Raw genomic sequence first — 22,525 nt, forward strand, 5'->3', positions numbered from 1 at the left:
TAACGTCGTTCTTCAAGCCGCTAAGTTATTAGGAGTTTCCGAACGGACTCTTCGCTATAAGATCGAGAAATACCAACTGCTTCCCAAGTGATGGCAAGAATGCGCATATATTCGACAATTTTGTCGAATCCCCCACAAAATTGTTGGGAAAAATTGATTTTGGATAACCAATAATGCGCGGTCGAAATAAATCCTTTACCGACGAGAAATCGGCTTTTGAGGCTATCAATTATCAAGTTGGCACGCGAATTGACTTAATAATAGCCGGAATTTGAAATTGAGAACCACAAACAAAAAGGAGAAAAAATGAAAAAACTCAATTTAATCGCAATGCTCGCGCTGAGCGCTCTTGTTATTCTGGTAACCATACCGACACAGATAAACGCTCAAACGCCAACCGGACATGGAAAAAACTTCGTTGATGTCAACGGCGACGGTCACAACGATAATGCTCCCGACGCAGACGGCGACGGAATCCCGAACGGTCAGGACCCTGATTATGTTGCCCTGGGCACTGCTTCCGGTCGTGGAACGAGTCGCAAATTTGTCGATGCAGACGGCGACGGTTTCAACGATAACGCACCCGACATTGATGGCGACGGAATCCCAAATGGTCAAGATTCAGACTACCAGCGTCCGAGCAACGGAACGGGAAAGACTTCAGGAAAAGGACAGCACGGAAATGGCAAATATAGTCCCGCGACTGGCACGACGCCCGGCGCCGGCGCTGGCATGGGCACAAAGAGACAGGCCAGACAAGGTGTAATCAACACTAAATAAAACCCCTGTAGGTCGGCGCTCGGGCGCCGACCTACACTTTTTCAAAAAATGTTGCATCGATCAACCAAAAAGGAGAGAAAAATGAAACCAATGACATTGTTTCTTTGGCTTTTTGTTTTTATATCTACAATACAGGCGCAGGAACGACCCAAACCGCGCGGTTTTATCGATGTAAATCATGATGGAATCAATGATTGGTTTCGGGATGCCAACGGCGATGGCATCAACGATCTGAACAATCAATCTTATCATCATTCATTCCAATTTCTCGACGAAAATAAAGATGGAATCAACAATCTTTTCACAGATGAAGATGGCGATGGCGTCAATGATATCGATGCTCGCTATATCGACACAGACAAGGATGGAAGATGCGAAAACGTCGTCGATTTCAATCACGACTGGATAAATGATATCACGGGTTTGGTTTATAACCGCCGCGAATTAGGCGGACAACGTTACGGTTTCATTTTGGAAGAGAGCGGAAAACGACTCGAAAATTTCTCAGACAAAGATAAAAACGGTCAGGACGATCGCTTGGGCAACGCCGGTGAAATGATACAAGGTCGCATGGATCGCTTCATTGATTCGGATGGCGACGGCGTTTGCGATCAGCGCGGATTTAACCGACATCACAAACAGGGCGGACGGCAGAGGGGTAAAGAATGAATTTAGCCCGCGCATTTCGTATTTCGTACATCGTTCTGATTTCTGTTTCGTTTTCCTTTAGCCAGTGGAATCTCTATTTTGATACAATTGCCGGCCATGACGAAAACCTGATTCACACATACAACAAAATCGAAGACCAGATCATCATGCCTCAAATAGAATTATCTTATACTGGCAACCAATATGATGTTTACTACGACGGATCTTTCACTCAAGTCGTCAAGAATAGTCAATACAATAACGCCATTCACTCTGTGGGCATCGACTTTTTAAAGGATATAGATCACTTGCACCAGACTTTCGGTCTTGACTATGCAATCCGAACTAATCAGGAAGAGTACAATTACTTCGACTTTTGGGAAGTCGATGGATACTACCAGATATCATTGTCTCCCACGGATTGGAGCGCTCTAAAGGCGGGCGTTAACATGAATTACACCCATTTTCCTCAAGAAGAGGCGTGGGATCATTATGAAACAGGATTATCTCTCAACCAGAGATTCTTTTTACCTACGCGAAGCACGCTGATGCTTCGCCTGAATTATTTATACCGCAATTTCTCACCATACCGAACATACTCAGTCACTCAGAGAATCTCTATAGATGAACTTCCAACGCTTTGGCAAATCGTTGGGTCAGTTCGACTCGCACAATCCTTCGGCGAGCACTTCGGCGGCTACACCGAGTATGAATACCGACACAATCCATCAGAAGGAAATCCTTACCAAGCCGATCTGGTCATTTTCAGCCCGATCGACGATTACTTCGGATATTCGGGTTACCGCTGGAATAGTAATTTGAAGTGGAAAATTACCGGTGGGTTCTGGAGTAAAATCGATTTCACGCAATACCAAAATACCTATATAAACCGTCCGATTTATGCATACGACTTCGACGCTAAAATGTGGATTGCAGATACGGACGGAAATTATACTGTCATCGGCAATACGCGGGAAGACCACGGTCACATAACCGAAATATCCGCGGGATATAAACTGAACAACCTTAACGAAAAAGCTTCCTCTTTAGAACTTTCAGGCGCCGTAACTTTTTTCAACAACCGGTCGAACGATAAATATTTCGAGTACACAGACGTTTTATATGGCCTGAGGGTAAGTTATAATTTGCAATGGTAGCGATTTTATATAACACGCCAGATACAACCTCTGAATAATGTTTTCACCCCAAATGAGACGCCGTAAGTTTGGCGCCTTTTTGCTGCTTATCCGACGCAATAATTCTGTTTATATAGTTGGCAAGTTTTCTTAACTTCCGCCGTGAATTTGCATAAGGAGCATTTATGAAAAAGTACTTATCAACATTATTATTAATTGGAATATTTCTGGGATCGGCTCTCGGACAACAGATCGACGTCCTTAAGACGGTAATCGTTTCCGATGGTCAGACTCAGAGATTTACTTCTCCGCAGTTCAGCCCCAATGGCTCGAAAATCTTATTTTCGGAAGCGGGTTTTAAGGGATTATGGCTATATGATGTAAATCTAAAAATCATCGCCCAAATCAACGATTTACCCGGCGCCGGATACGAACCGGTTTTCACCCAAGACAGCAAGCAAATCGTTTTTCGGACGGATAATTACATCAAATACAAACGACATTCCTCGCTGGCGGTTCAGACGATTGCCGACAAACAGATCGACTATATTGCCAAAGACGTGCGCTTCATGTCTCCGGCGTCCGTTCTGGAAAACCAGACCGTGATTTACCGAAAAGACAAAGATATTGCGGCATATAACACAAGCCGGAAAGAAACACTTCAGGCGAAAGCCGCGCTGGAAACTTACGGCTATGTCGAAGACCAGAAAATCGTCCTCGTCGCTAATGGTGTTCGCAATGAGATGACGCCGATGGGCGAAGGCAATTATATCTGGTTCTCTCTATCGCCGGATAAAACGAAAATGCTGTTCACGGTCGCAGGCGGCGGAACATTCATCACTGATCTCGCCGGAAATGTGCTGGTCAAACTCGGTAAAGCTAACGCGCCCAAATGGTCGCCGGATGGCAAATGGATCTTATATATGCTCGATGAAGACGACGGACATACGATGACCACCTCAGACATCTGGGCTGTTACCAGTGACGGCGCACAGAATATTCAATTGACAAAGACTGCCACCGACATCGAAATGTACCCAGCATGGTCGCCTGCGATGGACAAGATCGTCTATGAAACCTTCGGTGGAAAAATCGCCTACATAAACATTGAGATTACAGACTGAGGTTAATCTATGAAAACAACATATAGAATACTCTTCGCTTTTACAATCGCATGGTCGTTTTTAACCGCACAGGATTTAACCGGATATAAATTCTGCATCGATCCCGGACACGGCGGACACGAATCCGACGACCGCAACATGGCTTACGCGAATTTCTGGGAATCCGAAAGCAATCTCAGCAAAGCCTTCCTTCTGGACTCATTGCTGACGCGCATGGGGGCGACGGTCGTCCTGACCCGCCATTACAACGGCGATACGGGAAGCGATAACGATCCAGGTCTATCCGAACGCGCAGCGGTTGCCAATCAATGCGGGGCAGACCATTTTCACTCAATCCACAGCAATGGATACGATGGTAAATCTAATTATACACTGATCCTTTATCCCGGAATCACCGGCGACCCAAGGATAAATGGAATTTCCGGTTATCCTTCCTGCCCGATCGAACTGACAATCGCCAACCAAATGGCAACTGAGATCAATGCGGCCAACCGCACAACATCCAAAACGACAGCCGGAGACTGGACATTTTACGGAACCGGCAGGCCTTATCTCGGCGTGTTCAGTCCGCTCGTCGTACCTGGATCATTGTCCGAAGGTTCGTTCCACGATTATCAGCCGGAAACCTGGCGTCTAAAGAGCAGCGCCTATCATCAGAACGAAGCTTGGGCGATTGCCCGCACTTTTTCATTAGTTTTCGACAGTTCTGATTTTTCCACACACAATTTGTCTGGTATTGTCCGGGATATGTATGAAAAAGTCAATTATACTTACCTCACATCAAATGACGCCTATAAACCAGTCAATAATATCACCATCACGCTGAATCCCAGCGGAAAAGTGTTTCATGGCGACGCGCAGAACAATGGTTACTTTCTATTCGATAGTCTTGAGGCGGGCACTTACGAACTCATCGCTACGGCGGAAGGATATTATCCGGACACGGCTTCTGTGACCATCGGTTCGTCCTTTTTCAATTTCAAAGACTTTAAATTGGTCTCCAATGTCCCGCCCTATATTGTATCATCCACTCCGACGGCAGGATTCGTCGATTTCCCGGCATGGAATCCGATCGTGATAACGTTTAGCCGTCCGATGGATACAACATTGACCAAAGCCGCCGTTTCAATCGTCCCGAGTATTCCTCTCAAATTCGCATGGACTGGAACGACTAAACTCAGTATCACGTCCGATAGTCTGGATTTTCTGACCGCTTATACCATAACGATCAAGAATTCGGCACTGGACATACTCGGGCATTCTTTGGACGGAAACCACGACGGCGTTGGCGGCGACGATTACAGCCTTTCATTTACGACCGGTCAGGAAGATATGGCCGCGCCGAAGATCGTTTCTATCTATCCAATCTATAATGCCGCCGGCATCGATCTTTATCCGATCATCAGCATCTATTTTGATGAGAAATTGGACACCGCATCATTAACTGATGGCTTTTTTCTCCTGTTGGATTATCCCGCAGGCGATACACTTCCCACAACGGTCAAACATTATTATGTCGGAGACCGGAGTGTCGTTCATATGTTCCCCAAAGAGACTTTGAAAGCCAACACAATTTACAAACCTCAGGTCTTATCCGGACTAAAGGATTTATTCGGAAATACTATGCTTTCCAAGAAACTGATGCGGTTCACTACTGGCACAAAAGGCTGGGCAGTTACATCTATCGATAATTTTGAAGCCGGTTTTACCGATAACTGGTGGACGCCTACCATGAGCGGCAGTACGACCGGCGTTCTCGACGATACGTCAACAGTCCGCGCGCTTACCGATTCGATTTACTTTTTCAGCGGGGCTGGACACGCTTCCATGAAACTTAAAGCCGGCTGGGATATGAGCGCCAGCGCTTGGTTGTTAAGGGAATATCTGTCCGGCGGCGCGCCCCGTAATGTAACATTTACAGCCACCAACATTCTGCAAGCCTATGTCTTTGGAGACAATAGTCGCACACTCTTCCGGTTCGCGGTAGACGATGGCAGTGGTTTTTCCGGCCACGAAGTCAGTCCATGGTACACGATCGACTGGATCGGCTGGAAATTAGTCAGCTGGGATATGACGAATGACACAACCGGCACATGGATTGGCAATGGCCCGCTGGACGGTACTCTGCGTTTTGATAGTTTCCAATTGTCCTATAATCCCGACGATGCATCAGCTACGAAAAGCTGTACCATCTACATCGACGAGTTGAGACATGTCAGCGTTCAAACGGTCAGCGCCATCTCCGAATCAACACCGCAGATGACTGAAACCTTTACCCTACATCAGAATTATCCCAATCCGTTCAATCCGACGACCACGATTGCGTTTACGTTACCTCGGGAGTCCAATGTGCGGATCGAGATATTTAACGTGCTTGGAGAAAAGGTGCGCACCCTGACGAACGAACATTACAACTCCGGTTACTGGTCGGTCAACTGGGACGGCACCAACGAAACCGGCTTGCAGGTTCCCACCGGCGTCTATTTTTACCGCATGATCACCAATATGGGCGTTCAGGTCAGGAATATGATGTTGGTAAAATAGAGAACAGAATCTATTCACCGCAGAGAACACAGAGAGATTTTATAGTAGAGTGTCTTGAGCAATAGGGTGTTTTGTTTTCGGGTATGGCGTTTCGGGCAAGTTTACTTATGACAAATAGTTTTGAAGCTGTCTTTCGTTCACTTCATCATAGAAACTTTCGCCTTTATTTCTATGGTCAAAGTATCTCACTGATCGGAACGTGGATACAGCGAATCGCCGTTCCTTGGTTGGTTTATAGTTTAACAGATTCCGCATTCTTGCTGGGCTTAGTTGGTTTTGCCGGTCAAATCCCAACATTTTTATTGACTCCTTTTGCCGGAGTTCTGGTTGACCGATGGAATCGCCGCACCATATTGATTACCACCCAAGTTTTGGCGATGATACAATCTCTACTTTTAGCCTTTCTATTTTTCGATAAATCTCTTGGGGTTTGGCATATTGTTTTTCTGAGTGTATTTCTGGGTTGTATCAACGCTTTCGACATGCCCGTGCGGCAGGCATTTATTGTCGATATGATAGAAAAAAGAGCGGATTTGGGAAATGCCATTGCGCTAAATTCCTCTATGGTAAACAGCGCGAGATGGATTGGACCTTCTATCGCAGGCGTACTCATTTCTCTTACGGGCGAAGGAATCTGTTTTCTTCTGAATGGGATCAGCTACATTTTTGTGATTGTTTTTCTTTTATTGATGAAAATTCCTCCACAAAAAGAAAATTCTCAAAACACGGACGTATTACAGGAGCTAAAAGAAGGGTTCAATTATACATTTGGGTTTACGCCAATTCGGTACATTATCTTTCTGCTTGCGCTAGTCAGTTTAATGGGAATGCCTTATACCGTGTTAATGCCTGTTTTTGCCAAGAACATCCTTCATGGCGGACCGCATACATTCGGTTTTTTGATGGGCGCTTCGGGTATAGGCGCTTTGGTTGGCGCTCTCTATATGGCGTCCAAAAAAGGCGTTTTAGGGCTGGGAAAAAATATCCCCCTGTTCTCGGCTGTTTTTGGCGTCGGACTTATTGCCTTTGCTTTATCTCGTTCTTTTCTATTTTCACTGATATTACTCCTGATAACTGCCTTTGGGATGTTAATACAAATGACGGCAAGCAATACTATTTTACAGACTATTACCGATGACGATAAACGTGGTCGCGTGATGAGTTTTTACACAATGGCTTTTATGGGAACCGTTCCTTTCGGAAGTTTGCTGGCGGGCGCATTGGCAAGTAGCGTTGGCGCGCCCAACACGCTGATAATCGGAGGCGTTACGATCATCATAGGCGCTGTTGTCTTTGCCAGAAAATTGCCTGAGTTAAGAAAGATGGTTCATCCTATTTATATTCGTTTGGGAATCGTCCCGGAAGTCGCTTCGGTCATTCAGACGGCAACAGAATTAACCAGCCCGCCGGAAGAATAGAAAGCGCGGGTTCACACAGAGAGAAGCCCTGAACTCGCGGGATTGAGATCGTTTTTGTTTCAACGAGTTATAAAGAAAAATCCCTGAATCACAATGCTAATTGAGACACAAGCCAGAAAACACGAACAAACGTATTCAGATGAGCATCGGAAACTATTTGGAGCGCACTACACTCCCGATTCTATATTGGATTATATCGTCCGCCGTTCTCTTCGTCCTTTGTTAGTATCTTCCGATAGTCTTCAGGACATCAGGGTATTGGATCTGGCTTGTGGGTCGTGACTTTTCCTACTCAAAGCGTTTGACATCCTAGCTGATTATTGGCGTGATACTTCCGGAAACTTTGGAAGAGAAGAAGCCAAGTACATCATAGAAAACTCACTCTATGGCATCGATATAGACGAACGAGCGGTAATGGAAACAAGAAAGCATCTTCTTGAAAAAGCATCTTTGTCTGAATCTGAAGTCCCTCAGATAACGAGCAATATTATTAGTGGCGATGCTCTTGCCTTAAAAAGCCCTCCCCTTCAGCTTGATCTGGAATACCACGCGAACAATGATACTAAAGTATCCCAATTTGCCAAACATTCGTTTCACTGTATTGTTGGCAATCCACCTTATATCAGAATCCAGAATACTTCTGCGGAAAAACGTGATTACTATACCTCAGCCTATCTGACAGCCTCCGGACGATTTGATATTTCAACCTTATTTATTGAATTGGCTGAACACCTTCTTAAAGATCAAGGTCGATTGGGTTTTATTGTATCAAATAAAATCCTAAGTACGTCGAGTGCAAAGCGATTGAGATCGTTTTTGATAAGCAACTTCGCTATTGAAGAGATTGTTGACCTGTCAGACACCAAGCTCTTTGACGCGGCTGTGCTGCCAATGATTCTCATAACGACACACACGCAGAAAAATAACAATAACATTGCTTATTCCTCAATCACAGAATCAAATAATCATATTGAAAACGCTATTCATACGGATGACATATTGGGATTGATAACAGAATCTCATATCCCATTTGAGGCAAACATCGAAATTACACAACGGATATTCCAAGTCCAGCGTTTCTATACCAATACACCATCAGCTCGGGCAAATGTATGGACATTCCACAACGAGCGAGAGAATAGGCTACTCTCAATGCTGAGACGCAATTCCGCCTGTACATTAGGTGAGATTTCTGAAAAGATAAGCGTTGGTTTGAAAACTACCGCCGATCAGATATTCATTAAGCCTATGACCCAAAATTTCATTAAGCAAAAAGGCTTCGAACCTGATGTTATCTTTCCCTTATTCGAAAGTCATAACATTGGACGTTGGAGATACTCTTGGAATGCGCGGCGTGATTTATATGTCCTATACCCGCATGCCGAGCAAGGTGGCAAAGTCGTCCCCATTAACCTTGAGGCTTATCCTCGTGTTAAAAAGTACCTCGAGGCTAATAAAACGCTATTAGAGGCGAGAACATATCTTGCTAAGAGTGACCGCCGGTGGTATGAAATATGGGTGCATCAATCACCGTCTGATTTTCGCCTGTTTTTTCCAAAGAATAAATTCCGTATCTTTGTTCTTGGGTAAGCTGTTTGTATGAATCCATTTGTGCTCCTCTCGTCCCGACTTATCGGGGCAGGCCAAATGGTACGGCAGCTTGCCCGCTTTTCCAAGTCCTTCTCGAGTTGCACTTATTAGTTGAATCCACGCATTATTAACTTCTTGAATTTAACTTTTATTGTAATCTACTGAATACCAGTCGATAATAGCATTTTTAGCAGCTATTTTTTTCCTTTAAGCCCCAATTTCCGGAAAGATGCCGCGTCGCCGGTGTAGGGAATCTTCAGAGCATCGGCGCCCAATTCGACCGCTATACAGGCAACGGCAATCAGAGCATCAGCCGTTTTATCGGCAGGAATTTGCTTGCCAACGACCATTGGTTCGATAATAACCGGCAGGCCGATTTCGATGTTAAAATTGTCCGTGATGAAATTCCGCTCTACAGCGTTTCGGCGGCTTTTATGCTGGATGACAGCACCGGCTATATCTTCCTGAATCGCTTTAGTGGGACAACCAGCACAGAAGTCGAGCAAGCTCTAAGAAGACTATCCGGCGAAGGTATGCAACGTCTGATCTTCGATCTGCGCGGCAACAGCGGCGGATTTCTCGAACAGGCCGTCGAAATCACCGATAAATTCATCGGCGGGCGACAGAAAATCGTCTACACCCAGGGCCGGATTTCCAGTGCCAACGAGGAGTTTTATTCTGGTCACGCCGAACCGTACGAAAACATCCCACTGGTTATTTTGATCAATCGCGGTTCCGCCAGCGCCAGTGAGATCGTCGCCGGTGCTGTTCAGGATCTTGATCGCGGCATCATTGTCGGCGAAACCAGTTTCGGCAAGGGTTTGGTACAGCGCCAGTATCCTCTGCGGGACGGCTCGGCTGTGCGGGTAACAGTAGCGCGCTATTACACTCCCAGCGGCCGGCTGATCCAGCGGCCTTACGACGGCAAAATCGAGGATTATTACGATACATTCAGCGAAGATAACCGCGACTCTCTTTTGGCAGTCAAAGATTCGCTCGAAAATCGTCCGTTATTCAAGACAACGAGCGGACGGACAGTTTACGGCGGCGGAGGAATTACACCGGATTACGCCGTTAAATACGATCGGGTTCTGAATAAAGAAACTTATAAACTCCTTGGTCACTCTTCGCGGGTCATCTTCGAATACGCGGCGGATTATGTGAAAAAGAATAAGGACCTGGCCAAAGATCGGAAGAATTTTTACCGCAAATACGAAGTAAGCAATAAAGACTTTGAGGCCTTTAAGAAGGCGGCCAAGGGAAAAATCAGCGATCTGGATCTGACTCAAATCGAAAAAGACAAGGAGTACCTGAAAATCCTAATCAAGGCCGAAATCGCGCGCAGCTATTGGGGCTATGATGAATACTACCGGATTTTGCGCCTGTCCGATAATCAGGTTTCGGCCGGCACTAAGTATTTAAGCGAAGCCCGTCAAATACTCCAAACCAGTCGCTAAACAATATCTTTACCGGTAAATACAGAACCTCTCCCAAAAGATTACCTAATAAATTGATAAAGTTCTGATTAATCAGGGTGTTTTAGTATAACAAGCGGCCCTGGACATTTCTCTGAAAATATAAGCGAACTTCGACACGAGGCATTTACCGGTAGCGTTTATTTCAACTATAAATGTAAATTTTGCTATCAAGAATATGAAAGATTATTCTATGACATCAAGAGAACGGGTTTTGGCGACGCTGAATCATGAACCGGTGGATCGGATTCCGGTCGATTTCGGCGGTCATCGTTCATCTGGCATCTTGGCGATAGCTTACGCCCGCCTGAAAAAATATCTCGGCATTCGCGCGGGTAATATCTATGTGTACGATTTGCCCCAGCAACTGGCAATCGTCGAACCGGCCGTTTTGGACGAACTCGGCATTGACATAATCGAAATGGGACGCGGCTTCCTGACCGACGACCGCGAATGGAAAGACTGGGTACTGTCGGACGGCACACCCTGTAAGATTCCAAATTACGTTCGTGTCGAGGAACGCGCCGGCGACTGGTATCTTCTGGCTATTGACGGCCGCGAGCTGGCCGTACGTAGGCACGGCAATCCTTTCATGGAGCAAATTCATTTTCCAATGGCTGGCCGCGACTTCGAGCACGAATCGTTCGACGATCTCGAGGAACAACTCAATTACACAGTGTGGAACGGCGCGGCGACTCCCGATGCCAGCTTTCCGCTCGATGGAAACGGCCTGCAGAAACTCGCCGACGGCGCCAGAAATTTGCGCAATTCGACCGACCGCGCCATCGTCGGACTTTTCGATGGAAGCCTATTCGAGATTCCGCAAAATCTCTTCCGGATGGAAAATTATTTTACTTACCTGGCGCTTTACCCGGAAGCCGTCCTGCGCCTGACCGAAAAATTATACGCCATTCACCTGCAGAAATTGGAAAAATGGCTGACCGCGGTCGGGCCTTATATCGATGTAATTTTATTCAGCGACGACTTTGGCACCCAGACCGGATTGTTTATCTCAAGGAACATGTTGCGCAAATTTTTCAAACCTTTTCAGCGCAGGCTCTTTAAGCGCGCCAGAGACTTGGCCGACGTAAAAATCATGCTCCACTCCTGCGGCGCTATCGAGCCTCTGCTTGACGATCTGATCGAGGCCGGTGTGGATGCCATTAATCCGGTGCAGATTTCCAGCGCCGGCATGGACCCGACCCTGCTGAAAGCCAAATATGGACAGCGGATTTGCTTCTGGGGCGGCGGCTGCGATCCACATCGGATTCTACCCCAATCAACTCCGCAGGAAGTCGCCGAACATGTCCGTCAACAGGTTGCCATTATGCGCCGGGGCGGCGGATTTGTCTTTCAGCAGACGCACAATATTATGCCCGACGCACGCCCCGAAAATATCGTCGCCATGTTCCGGGCAGTAAACCCAGTCAGCGGCTGAAACTGCTGATCAAATGTATCAGATTATCAACCGTATCTCATTTAACCTAGAATTCGAGATGCAAAAGTTTGCTAAGGTAAGGGTAAGTTTATAACGGCTTAGGAATAAGGTCGACCATAAACATTAATTATCCTATTGTCAAGTTCAGATTTTTCATTACTTTTTATTTTTCGCATCACTAAGCATTTTCTTACCGTTGCTTTCCCTCTGGCGTTGCACTTTTTAAAGTCTATAGCCAGAGGCAGAAAACTCGCGCCCGTGATCTCGCAGAGATCTTGGCAATTTCTATGTGACCGCTCCGCTCAGCCGCTCCACGATCCGAACAGCCTCATTGGCATCCTGACCGTAGCCATGGGCGCCGATTGAATCGGCGTAATTCTGGGTAACCGGCGCACCACCAATGACTACCCTCACAGTAGGATTGTTTTTATAATGCTCGACGACTTCCTTCATGTATAACATGGTCGTGGTCAAAAGCGCACTGCACATTATGATATCTATACCAGATCTTACAGCCTCATCGTATTTTTCCACACTGCAGTTCGTGCCGAGATCCATGACCTCATAACCGGCACCTTTCAGCATAATGACGACTAAGTTCTTGCCGATGTCATGCAGGTCGCCCTTGACAGTGCCGACTGCGACTTTGCCATTCTGCCCCCTTCAAAGCCGAATTTTTCCCAGTCGGCGCCGATCGTAAAAGCCTGCCCCGGCCCCATCCCAAAGCCCATCGGAAGCAGCAATCCCAGTCCCGCAAATAAATCCGGCCGCACCGTATAGATAAATACAAAACAGACCAGCAGGCCTATAATGCCCTGAATGATATAGATGGACAACATACTCAGTGAAAAACTGAGCGGACCCTTGCCCCACGAATTTTTCTCTCCGTGTAAACCAATAGATACAAACGTCAACGCCAACAGATGGTAGACATACAATCCCATTCTTTCTTCGGAAATCGGGATAATATTCAATATCTGAGTTCCCAGGATCAAACCAAGGAATCCAGCGATCAGGTTGTTTGGCACTAAATATTTCTGGAAGAACAAGCCATAACGCCGGAAGACCGTTCCGGCGATTAAAAAAACACTCATAAAAGAAAAATCAAGCACAATGTCCTTGAAATTCAGATTAAAATTCCACAGTTCCATACGATCCCCTTATGCGCTTATTGTTTTTAATAAATCTTCCGTTTCAATCGCCCGGTTTTTCACAAAGCCGGGGAAAAAAACAGCCGACTGCCAGTAAAATGTTCCGTACTTCAGAAACAATTTTTTGGTAATCGGAATATTAAACCTGCTAGGCTTGCTTGGTTTGATAATAACAGGCTCTAGGCGATTCGACCCTTCCCTGTTTTTTTCAGTTTGGCAATAGCTTTAGCGACTTCATCTTTGGAAATACCGGTTAAATCCACGATCTCGCCGGCTTGCGCTATTACGGCTAAAATTTCGGTTTCATAATTAGACTTTCATTATCTCCTCAGCTAATAAAAGGCCTTACCGAATTAACTGCTACGATTCGGTCGGAGGATTTGGCCGGTCTAAGGCTTCCGGGTCTTGCAAACGGCGCACCGTACCACGGGCTAGCACTCCGGCCTGATAACCATCCACGATCCGGTGATCGAAAGTTCCGGTCAGTGGCAACATATCCCGGATTACGACCTGATCATTGACCACAACCGGTTTTTTCTCAATCTTACCAATCGTGATAACCGCTGGAAGTTTACCCATCAGAAAAAGGGCTACCATGCCGATCTGTAAACCAAAAGTCCAGATATTGGTCAACATTATGCTGCCAAACGGATCGGGCGGTATTTTCAGGAACGGAAAAGAAAGCCCCATGTCGAAAATCCACCATTTGACGAACAGGAAAACCGGACGCCGAAAAGGCCAGGGTATGTTTCCAATGACATCCCGGGCTGCAAATGCGCCCTTTTCTTTCTCTCCACCGCGTTTCCTTTCGACTTCCTGTCGGACGATTTCACAGATTTCACTCACAGCCAAATGCAGACATTTTTTCAGAACCAGACCAGTCATAGAACTGCCGGCAACGTTTACTGTGACGAATATATTGACATCTTCACGGGCGATAACATGACAGTGCCGAACGAAGCAATTCATTTCCGGAATATCTTCATAAAGAGTACGGGCAAGTGCGGCTGCAACAAAATGGGTTATGGTTACTCGTACCCCGGCCTGTCTCTTGGTTTCGATATACTTTAGAATTTCCGTTACGTCAATTTAATACGTTCCGTAAATCCTACTGTCCTTGGGCGCTGCATAGGTTGCTATTGCCAGACAGCGCCAACTGGTTGTAAGGGCTTTTTTTTCTTTCAAACAATCCTCGTCACTTCTACCCCAATTCGCTCTTAATTTGAAACACGGAGACAAAAAAGCGAGATTTATTTGACCTTTCTCCTCATGACAATCAATATAGAAAATGGGTAATTGACTGTAGTTGCGCGACTTACGGACTAATGTCTAATCGGTAACGGTAAAATCTATCAGAGGCGTTTTTGAGTGGTTGGATCGAAATAATGAATTTTGTCCATATCAATCCAAATCTGACAGCAGCCGTCTGAATCCGGCTGAATAATCTGGCCAGCCCGGCTGACGATCACAGTTTTACCGGTTGTAAAATAGGCAATGACCTCGTTGCCAAGCGGCTCGGTCAGTTCCAGTTTCAATTTGATGGGAGCGCCCGCCGATGCGGTTTGAGCCAGATGAATATCTTCTGGCCGGATGCCCATTACAATTTCCCGGCCGATAAATTCTTCCAATTGTTGAGGATGATCGGTAGGGATCTGAATTTGGCACTGGCCTTCGTCAAGCAGCAGACCGTTTTCCATTTTTATGACACCATGTACAAAATTCATGCTGGGATTGCCGATAAAACCGGCTACGAATATATCGGCCGGTTTCCGATAGAGTTCCAGCGGTGAATCAACCTGATATACGAGCCCGTCTTTCATGACGGAAATCCGGTCGCCCATCGTCATAGCTTCGACCTGGTCATGAGTGACATAAACCATCGTAATCTTTAGTTGCTGATGCAGTTTCTTGATTTCCGTCCGCATCTGGAGGCGCAGCTTGGCATCCAGATTCGATAGTGGTTCGTCAAATAAAAAAACTTTGGGATTGCGGACGATGGCGCGGCCCAGGGCTACTCGCTGACTCTGACCTCCGGAGAGCTGCTTCGGCTTACGTTTTAAAAGGTTAGTTAATTCGAGAATTTCAGCGGTTTCTTTTACCCGCTTATCTATTTCACTTTTGGAGATATTGCGCAGTTTGAGACCAAACGCCATATTTTCATAGACCGTCATGTGCGGATAGAGCGCATAATTCTGAAACACCATGGCAATATCACGATCTTTTGGGGCAACATTATTGACTAATTTGCCATCAATATAAACTTCGCCTTCAGTGGCTTCCTCCAGGCCAGCGATTATCCGCAGCGTCGTCGACTTACCGCACCCGGACGGACCGACCAGTACATAAAATTCGCCGTCATTGATGGTCAGGTTCAGGTTTTTAATAACGGTGGTTTCCTTGCCGAAAACCTTGGTCAGATTCTTTAGTTCAATATTTGCCATTTCAGTCCTATCACGGTTAAGCGGTTAATCCGGCAGCGACATGCAATTTATCAATTTCTTCTTGATACTAAGCGGAAATTAATATAAACTTTTTACGTTCTAAAGTCAACAAATGACTTTATGAATTTTATCAATTTAGTAAGCAATGACTATAACAATGACAACTAATGAAAGAATCCGGCGGATGTTCGAACACCGCGAAGCCGACCGCATTCCGATTACGGATTCACCCTGGAGAACTACCATCGAACGCTGGCATCGCGAAGGATTATCGCCAAACCAGAGTTGGGTGGACTATTGCGGGATAGACCATGTCGAAAGGATTCGTGTCGACAATTCACCCCGTTTTCCCGAACTGGTAATCGAAGAAACCGAAGAATATAAGATATATACGACCAAATGGGGCGCCACGCAAAAAGAATGGAAGCATGTTCAGTCTTCCTCGGAATTTCTGGATGTCACGATTACCGATCCCGAAGCTATTACAATGGAAATGCAGCGGCTGATTCCGGTATTAAAAGAGTCCGGCGGTTACATATTTTCATCTGATCATTCGGTTCCCCCCAGTGTTAGTCTGGCCGATTTCCGAAGAATAATTGCACTAGCCAAGACTCTGGGAACCTACTAAACAATCAATATCCGGAAAAATACTCAATCGTATTCGTCTAAACATCGTCGATAATTCCAGATACAGAGTGAGATAAAAAAAATCCTTGCTATTTAGAAAAAAAGTGTATAATTTCAAGGTCGTAAAGTCATCTGATAACTTTATGACTTGACAAATCTCGAGGAGTAAAAATGCCAGTCCAGAGCCACCCGTCAATAAAATCCCGAATCCGCTGTCACATTCCTACCCGATCGGCGCCCGCGCTACTTCTTCCGTTAAATTCATTTAAAAACCCATAACCAGTGGAAATCATGAACAACATCACGCCCATTAACAAACAATCTCTGCCGGATACGATCGCCCGGGAAATCCGCAATTTCATCATTGATCGCAATTACCACAAAGGCGACCGGCTTCCGGCTACTGCCGAACTGGCCAAGTTATTTGGAGTTGGATTACCGACCTTACGCGAAGCTATTAAAAAACTGGAAACGATTGGCACCGTCGAGGTCAAACATGGTTCCGGCACGTATGTCGGTAAATATTTCGACCGCCTTTTCCTGCCGAATCCGATAGCCACATATGAGCCCCTGAAAAAGGCCAGATTGCTGGAATTGATCGATGCTCGCATCGCTATTGAAAGCCGTATCATTCATCTGGCAATACCCAATGTGGATGCTGAGCATTTAGCCCGAATCGAGCAATTGATGGCAAGAACCGAAAATTACCCGGATGATTATCTCAAATGCGCCCTGAATTATCTTGAAATCGAAAATATGATGCGGCAGGCGGCTAATAATACGATCCTGTTCGAAATCGTAATCGCGATAACCAATCTCTATTCCGAGGATCAATTGGAAATTCTGAATGCACATATGCCTCGCGAAAAAGACTATGAAATCCATCGCAATCTGCTCACAGCTCTCAAGACCGGCGATGAGAAGGAAGTCATCGAGCTCATGGAAACCCGCTTTAAAATCATCCGTGATATAATTGATCAGTATATGTGATTTTTGTCTGATATATTTTTTAGGGAGATGTTAAATGGGCCGGACATTAAATCGAATAATCTTCAGCAGTCAAACAATACTCCTGTTTACGGCATTTTCTTTTGCTGGTGTTACAGGAAAAATCCGGGGAATCGTGACTGACAAGAGTACGGGAGCGTCGCTGATCGGAGCGAATGTCATCTTGGATGGTACGGTATTCGGGGCCGCCACTGATCAGAATGGCGAGTATTTTATATTATCTGTTCCACCCGGAACATATTCTCTCAATTTTTCCATTATCGGTTACAAGAAAACGACGATGACTGACGTAAAAGTAATCATCGACCATACCACAGCGGTTAACGTAGAGCTGGAATCTCAGGCAATCAATCTGGGCGAAGAAGTCGTTGTAGTCGCCAAACGGCCGGTCATTCAAAAGGATATAACTAACAGTACCCAGTTCGTCGAGATGGAAGAATTGATGCAGCTGCCTTTCAGTGATGCCAAAGAAGCCCTGATGGTGCAAACGGGCGTTTTTATGGACCCGCTACCAGTCATAAGCGGGCCGAATGCGGCCGGACGGGGTGAAAACCGCTACTCGATCCGGGGCGGCGATCAGGGTGAAGTCAAATGGTTTATTGATGGAGTCCGCGTCGCTTCACTTTTTGAGGGTCGGGCCGACCGGGGCGGTTCTTTCACTAATATTAATATCTACTCCGTTCAGGAAGTCCAGATGATAACCTCCGGTTTTAATGCCGAATTTGGCGAGGCTCAATCCGGTATCGTCAACGTCGTGACAAAAGAGGGTAAGGAAAAACTGAATTTTTCACTCGACTATGAGTACGGTCTGTCCGGACAACATCATTCCGGTAATTATATTTATTCCCATCCGAGTTCTGGCAAATACCAGAATTGTGTTCGCGATATGTACGATGAATATAATGCCTGGCTGGCCTCTTTTGACAGCTCCACTCCGACCGCCGCGGATTCGGCGGCTTTCAGCGAATCCATGTCCGCCGCTGACGAAAAATGGTGGTCAAAATATCAAAAGGAATACCGCGACCACACCAACACTCCCAGTGATATCTGGTGGCTGAATTACGCATACAATTATCATAACGATTCTCTGGCGCTGGGAGAGATCGATCCGAACTGGATGACGGCTTATCGTAAGAAATACATCTATGATTATCGCAAGATACCGGATTATAATTTTTATTTCACGGTGGGCGGACCACTTTTCAAACTTGGTGATATCCGGAGTACCTTTTTTCTGGCCACCCAGCTTAAAAGCGAAGCCTACACCTTGCCGCATCCCCGAGATTCCCATGATATAACCAACCTGACCTATAATTTTGCCTTTCAGGTCAAATCAAACATGAAATTACGCCTGAGCGGATTTTATAATTTGGACGAGGGCACCACAATGCAGGAATACGGTCAGTTTGTCAATCAGGCTAAATATTACCGCGGCTGGGGTTCACTGCTCGATACAAAAAATATCGATGTCAATCTGTTCTGGGATCATATAATCTCCAATAAGATGAATTATGATCTGAAATTAAGCTACTACCTGACCGATATTAAGGAATACCCTGGCGAGTATACCGAATTGGGAAGCAGCTCCAATCCCGATATCTGGGGCTGGCAGCGCTACGACACTCTTTCCTACGATACCTATGTCGAGCCGTTCGATGCCTGGTCATTTATCTATGATCAGCATTGGCAAACCAGCGACTTGTCTTTGGTCGGCAGCTGGAAGTGGCAATGGAATTCCTATAATTTATTAAAAACCGGTTTCGAGTTTCGTTATAATAAAATCGCCGAACTGAAATCATATCGTTTTTCATCTTCTACTGACTGGACTGAATACCCTGAACTTTACATGAACCGCAGTTTAAATGAAACCTATTATCCCATTCAATTCGCGACCTACATCCAGAATAAAATGGAATTCGAAAGCATGATCCTGAATCTCGGGCTGCGCTATGATTATTTCAATGCCAACCGCAACTGGTTTGCCACCAACAATATTTACCAGTTCAGTGTCAATCCTAACTATGACGAGAGTCTTGATCCCGACGGGGATCAGGTTGATTCAAATGGTAATATTAAATATTCCTGGGAAAATGTCCTCAATCAACCGCGTGAAAAAACTGATTCCTATCATATGATCAGTCCGCGTCTGGGTGTATCGTTCCCAATCACTGAAAATACTTTATTGCATTTCAGCTACGGACATTTTTACCAGATGCCGCCCTTGGACCGGATGTTCGAACTCGGTTATCTGCGGTCCCAGTATCTGATCGATGCAATCGCCGCCGAAAATGCCGCTGCGGCAGCTGAAGGTCGCACCGCTAATCATGTTCCTTCGACTTCAGGTGATCCGGAGCGGGTAGTGTTTCTGACCGCTCAACCACTGAAGCCAGAACTGACCAAATCGTTCGAAGTCGGCATCAAACAAAATTTCGGGGACGTGGCTTCTCTGGAAGTCACGGCCTTTTACAAAGACCAGTTTGATAAAACCGATGCCCGTGCGCAATTATTCGATCGGCGAATCTACGGCTATAATCCTTTCACCGGGGAAACATCCGAAACTGTTTTTTACGTCAGTTCATTCCCGGGTGATTATGGAGATGCGCGCGGTGTTGAAATGACTTTCAGAACGCTGATGTCATCAAATTACACCTTAGATGTCAGTTATAGTTTCTCCAAATCTACCATCGGTCGCGCCAGCCCAGCCTACATTTACATTGATTCATCCGGAAATTATACTTATACCTGGGACAGCGACGTCAATAAACGTATTCCGGTTCAGAACACTTACAGTCGCCCGCACACTTTACGAACCAACCTGTTCCTGAAATATCCGAGTGATCTTCATATTCCGTTCCTTACACCGGTATTTAAAGGCACCAGCGCCAGTATTCTGTATCAATATGTCAGCGGCCAGACTTTTACCTACCTGGATGCCGACGATCCACCGGATACTTATGATAACTATCGCTTACCGCCCTATCAAACGGTTAATCTGCGTCTGGAAAAAGCCATTAATATCCGCAAAGACCAGCAGTTATTTGTCTATGTTCGTATCACCAACCTTTTTAACTGGAAATCTTTAATTTCTCTTGGCTCATCTTACTGGACAGAAAGTGACGATATTTTAGCCGATTATATCGAAAATGGTACGGTCACAACCGTTGATGAATATGGTTATGATATTTCCTGGCAGACCTATGCTCCGCCCCGCCGGATTTACTTTGGCCTAAAATATTGTTTTCGATGAGAACGGTGTAACGCGAAGGATCAGATTATGATAAGACCAATAATAAAAAGTATCTCCGCATTATCCATCCTAATTTTATTAAGTACAACTGGTTGGGCTCAGCGCATACCATCATTTGAAATTCATGATCGCGGCATTCTCTGGGAAACCATGAAAGACGACGGAACTATTGGCGCTCCCAATCCGACCAGTCGCTATCAGTTCTATCCCAGCATGGACTGGCCGGGCGGCCCCTCCGAACTTTCAACCAAAGATAATCAGCGATCTTACATGGTCGGCGCCGGCATCTGGGTCGGTTGGAAAAACAGCAGCGGTTCGATCATTTTCTCCGAAAACGGACCAATTTCTTCGGTCTATTACGGGACATTCGAAGAACTAGTCAAAATCGAAAACTATGTGGAAAATGACAATTACGATCCGAGCCTGCCGGAGCAGACAATTATCGCTCAATGGACCACTCCGGAAAATATTCACATCCGCCGCACCAGTAAAGCCTGGAGCTTCCCTGATATAAATAATTTCATCATCATAGATTATGTATTCACCAATCAAACCGGCGCTAAAATTAGCGACGCTTACTTCGGTTTCGTTTATCTGATCAGACCCAGTTATCAGGATGTTATGGTCCATAATGGCTGGGGCGATGAGCTCAGCCGTGAGGATGAATCGGTGGCGTATGATACTAGCCGGGCTCTGTTATATGCCTATGACAATTATATGGCCGACTATACTCAATATATGTGGGATTATGGCAACTGGTGGGACGATGTCGAGGAAATTCGTTCTCCGGGTTATGCCGGGTATACACTGCTGGGAGCCGACGCTGCCTCCGACAGCAGAGCTCAACCCGCTAACGTATTTTGGACCAGTTTAATCGTCAACAAGAGTAATAAATTTACCTTGAGGGGAACTGCAAGTGCTTCCGATCTCTACGCCTTTTTAACCGGCTCAAATAATTCGCTCCAATCCGATCCGGAAACTCATATTTCTCCTATCATGATTATGAGCTGTGGGCCATATGATCTCGAAGCCGCCGATTCTGTAAAAATCACGCTCGTCGAAGCTGTAGATGGCTTGCCATTGAAAGATTGTATCAATATCAAATACGATAAAGTAGCAGATACCCAAGCTAATTTACCACAAGGATTGGCACTCCTTCATGAAACCATCGATGACGCTCGTGTGCTTTATAATAATAACTGTCGGGTCACGGCCGTTCCACCGCCTTCACCTGAAATTGATATCGTGCCACTACCTTCCAGTCAGGAAATTTCCGTCAGCTGGGATCCTTATGAAACTGATTATCTGGATCCGCTCACCGGGCGGAATGATTTAAAGGAATATATCATTTATCGCAGTGAATACTCTTATAACGGACCCTGGACGACTAAAGTAAAAAGTATCAAGCCCGGGAATTCCATCTCAATAACTCGTTATTTTAATGCAGAAACCGGTCGTTGGCAATATAATGACAATACCATCAATCTGGGCGTCGGTTATTATTATGCCGTGACCGCTAAGGATAGCTCCGGTAATGAAAGCTGGCTGACCAACCGCAATTCCGAAGCCGTTCTGGCCGCCAGTTTTCCGGATTCAACCACGAAAAATGTCAAGGTTTTCCCTAATCCATTCCGCGAAAAATCCGGATTCCCGGCTACGGATGATGCCAATTCGATCGTCTGGACCAATTTGCCGGCCATATGCACGATCCGCATTTACACGTCCGCCGGAGAATTGGTCAAGACCCTTAAACACAATAATGCCGCTTCCGGTGAAGAGGTTTGGGACCAGCTGACTGACTCCCGCCAGCGGACGGCGCCGGGCATTTATTTCTGGACGGTGGAATCAAGCGTCGGGAATGCCAAAGGTTCGTTAATCCTGATCAAATAAAGGTGATG

The 22,525-nt window shown here is 45.8% G+C and carries 18 protein-coding genes; 14 read left to right on the plus strand and 4 right to left on the minus strand.

Annotated features, from left to right (window positions below):
• From COT43_04400 to COT43_04445, 10 genes are all read left to right on the plus strand, one after another.
• On the plus strand, nucleotides 1-91 hold a 91-nt coding region (locus COT43_04400; protein PIS29183.1), incomplete at its 5' end, for a hypothetical protein.
• 215 nt (nucleotides 92-306) lie between these two features.
• The gene (locus COT43_04405; protein ID PIS29184.1) at nucleotides 307-780 is read left to right on the plus strand and encodes a hypothetical protein; all 474 of its coding nucleotides are present in this window, start codon (nucleotides 307-309) and stop codon (nucleotides 778-780) included.
• A gap of 81 nt (nucleotides 781-861) precedes the next feature.
• The gene (locus COT43_04410) at nucleotides 862-1,449 is read left to right on the plus strand and encodes a hypothetical protein (GenBank protein ID PIS29185.1); all 588 of its coding nucleotides are present in this window, start codon (nucleotides 862-864) and stop codon (nucleotides 1,447-1,449) included.
• On the plus strand, nucleotides 1,446-2,585 hold the full coding sequence (locus COT43_04415) for a hypothetical protein (GenBank protein PIS29186.1): 1,140 nt from the start codon (nucleotides 1,446-1,448) through the stop codon (nucleotides 2,583-2,585). Before COT43_04410 ends, COT43_04415 begins: the two co-directional genes overlap by 4 nt.
• Before the next feature lie 164 nt (nucleotides 2,586-2,749).
• Nucleotides 2,750-3,688, plus strand: coding sequence for a hypothetical protein (locus tag COT43_04420; GenBank protein PIS29187.1), 939 nt, complete (start codon nucleotides 2,750-2,752; stop codon nucleotides 3,686-3,688).
• A gap of 9 nt (nucleotides 3,689-3,697) precedes the next feature.
• A complete protein-coding gene (locus tag COT43_04425) occupies nucleotides 3,698-6,232 on the plus strand; it encodes a hypothetical protein (protein ID PIS29188.1) in 2,535 nt (844 codons plus the stop codon).
• A 107-nt stretch (nucleotides 6,233-6,339) separates the two neighbouring features.
• Nucleotides 6,340-7,650: an MFS transporter gene (locus COT43_04430; protein PIS29189.1), complete on the plus strand. Its 1,311-nt coding sequence runs from the start codon at nucleotides 6,340-6,342 to the stop codon at nucleotides 7,648-7,650.
• A 414-nt stretch (nucleotides 7,651-8,064) separates the two neighbouring features.
• Complete coding sequence (locus COT43_04435; GenBank protein ID PIS29190.1) at nucleotides 8,065-9,240, plus strand: hypothetical protein; 1,176 nt, start codon at nucleotides 8,065-8,067, stop codon at nucleotides 9,238-9,240.
• A 332-nt stretch (nucleotides 9,241-9,572) separates the two neighbouring features.
• Nucleotides 9,573-10,697 carry a hypothetical protein gene (locus tag COT43_04440; protein ID PIS29191.1) on the plus strand — a complete coding sequence of 375 codons (1,125 nt, stop codon included), beginning with the start codon at nucleotides 9,573-9,575 and terminating at the stop codon, nucleotides 10,695-10,697.
• 196 nt (nucleotides 10,698-10,893) lie between these two features.
• Nucleotides 10,894-12,153: a methyltransferase gene (locus COT43_04445; GenBank protein ID PIS29192.1), complete on the plus strand. Its 1,260-nt coding sequence runs from the start codon at nucleotides 10,894-10,896 to the stop codon at nucleotides 12,151-12,153.
• 285 nt (nucleotides 12,154-12,438) lie between these two features.
• Here the strand turns inward: COT43_04445 and COT43_04450 are convergent, their stop codons facing one another.
• From COT43_04450 to COT43_04465, 4 genes are all read right to left on the minus strand, one after another.
• Nucleotides 12,439-12,771, minus strand: coding sequence for a hypothetical protein (locus tag COT43_04450; protein PIS29193.1), 333 nt, complete (start codon nucleotides 12,769-12,771; stop codon nucleotides 12,439-12,441).
• Complete coding sequence (locus tag COT43_04455) at nucleotides 12,747-13,304, minus strand: hypothetical protein (GenBank protein ID PIS29194.1); 558 nt, start codon at nucleotides 13,302-13,304, stop codon at nucleotides 12,747-12,749. The genes COT43_04450 and COT43_04455 overlap by 25 nt, the downstream gene beginning before the upstream one ends.
• Before the next feature lie 360 nt (nucleotides 13,305-13,664).
• Entirely contained in the window at nucleotides 13,665-14,273 is a 609-nt protein-coding gene (locus COT43_04460; protein PIS29195.1) for a hypothetical protein, read from the minus strand.
• A gap of 383 nt (nucleotides 14,274-14,656) precedes the next feature.
• Nucleotides 14,657-15,745, minus strand: a complete 1,089-nt coding sequence (locus tag COT43_04465) for a glycerol-3-phosphate ABC transporter ATP-binding protein (protein PIS29196.1) — start codon at nucleotides 15,743-15,745, stop codon at nucleotides 14,657-14,659.
• Between the two features lie 184 nt (nucleotides 15,746-15,929).
• Between COT43_04465 and COT43_04470 the strand changes: the two genes are divergently transcribed.
• The 4 genes from COT43_04470 to COT43_04485 all read left to right on the plus strand — a co-directional run bounded on the left by COT43_04470 (nucleotide 15,930) and on the right by COT43_04485 (nucleotide 22,517).
• On the plus strand, nucleotides 15,930-16,373 hold the full coding sequence (locus COT43_04470) for a hypothetical protein (protein PIS29197.1): 444 nt from the start codon (nucleotides 15,930-15,932) through the stop codon (nucleotides 16,371-16,373).
• A 290-nt stretch (nucleotides 16,374-16,663) separates the two neighbouring features.
• A complete protein-coding gene (locus tag COT43_04475) occupies nucleotides 16,664-17,362 on the plus strand; it encodes a hypothetical protein (protein ID PIS29198.1) in 699 nt (232 codons plus the stop codon).
• 34 nt (nucleotides 17,363-17,396) lie between these two features.
• Nucleotides 17,397-20,627 (plus strand): hypothetical protein, encoded by a 3,231-nt coding sequence (locus COT43_04480; protein PIS29199.1) that lies wholly within the window; start codon nucleotides 17,397-17,399, stop codon nucleotides 20,625-20,627.
• A 27-nt stretch (nucleotides 20,628-20,654) separates the two neighbouring features.
• Nucleotides 20,655-22,517 carry a hypothetical protein gene (locus COT43_04485; GenBank protein PIS29200.1) on the plus strand — a complete coding sequence of 621 codons (1,863 nt, stop codon included), beginning with the start codon at nucleotides 20,655-20,657 and terminating at the stop codon, nucleotides 22,515-22,517.
• The last annotated feature ends 8 nt before the right edge of the window (nucleotides 22,518-22,525 follow it).

It is taken from the genome of Candidatus Marinimicrobia bacterium CG08_land_8_20_14_0_20_45_22 (genome assembly GCA_002774355.1).
Classification (GTDB): domain Bacteria; phylum Fidelibacterota; class UBA2242; order UBA2242; family UBA2242; genus 0-14-0-20-45-22.

Bases quoted from the DNA above. Each gene is read 5' to 3' on its own strand.
- COT43_04405 (PIS29184.1), top strand. From the start codon at position 307: ATGAAAAAACTCAATTTAATCGCAATGCTCGCGCTGAGCGCTCTTGTT.
- COT43_04410 (PIS29185.1), top strand. From the start codon at position 862: ATGAAACCAATGACATTGTTTCTTTGGCTTTTTGTTTTTATATCTACA.
- COT43_04415 (PIS29186.1), top strand. From the start codon at position 1,446: ATGAATTTAGCCCGCGCATTTCGTATTTCGTACATCGTTCTGATTTCT.
- COT43_04420 (PIS29187.1), top strand. From the start codon at position 2,750: ATGAAAAAGTACTTATCAACATTATTATTAATTGGAATATTTCTGGGA.
- COT43_04425 (PIS29188.1), top strand. From the start codon at position 3,698: ATGAAAACAACATATAGAATACTCTTCGCTTTTACAATCGCATGGTCG.
- COT43_04430 (PIS29189.1), top strand. From the start codon at position 6,340: ATGACAAATAGTTTTGAAGCTGTCTTTCGTTCACTTCATCATAGAAAC.
- COT43_04435 (PIS29190.1), top strand. From the start codon at position 8,065: ATGGAAACAAGAAAGCATCTTCTTGAAAAAGCATCTTTGTCTGAATCT.
- COT43_04445 (PIS29192.1), top strand. From the start codon at position 10,894: ATGAAAGATTATTCTATGACATCAAGAGAACGGGTTTTGGCGACGCTG.
- COT43_04455 (PIS29194.1), bottom strand. From the start codon at position 13,304: ATGGAACTGTGGAATTTTAATCTGAATTTCAAGGACATTGTGCTTGAT.
- COT43_04460 (PIS29195.1), bottom strand. From the start codon at position 14,273: ATGAATTGCTTCGTTCGGCACTGTCATGTTATCGCCCGTGAAGATGTC.
- COT43_04465 (PIS29196.1), bottom strand. From the start codon at position 15,745: ATGGCAAATATTGAACTAAAGAATCTGACCAAGGTTTTCGGCAAGGAA.
- COT43_04470 (PIS29197.1), top strand. From the start codon at position 15,930: ATGTTCGAACACCGCGAAGCCGACCGCATTCCGATTACGGATTCACCC.
- COT43_04475 (PIS29198.1), top strand. From the start codon at position 16,664: ATGAACAACATCACGCCCATTAACAAACAATCTCTGCCGGATACGATC.
- COT43_04480 (PIS29199.1), top strand. From the start codon at position 17,397: ATGGGCCGGACATTAAATCGAATAATCTTCAGCAGTCAAACAATACTC.
- COT43_04485 (PIS29200.1), top strand. From the start codon at position 20,655: ATGATAAGACCAATAATAAAAAGTATCTCCGCATTATCCATCCTAATT.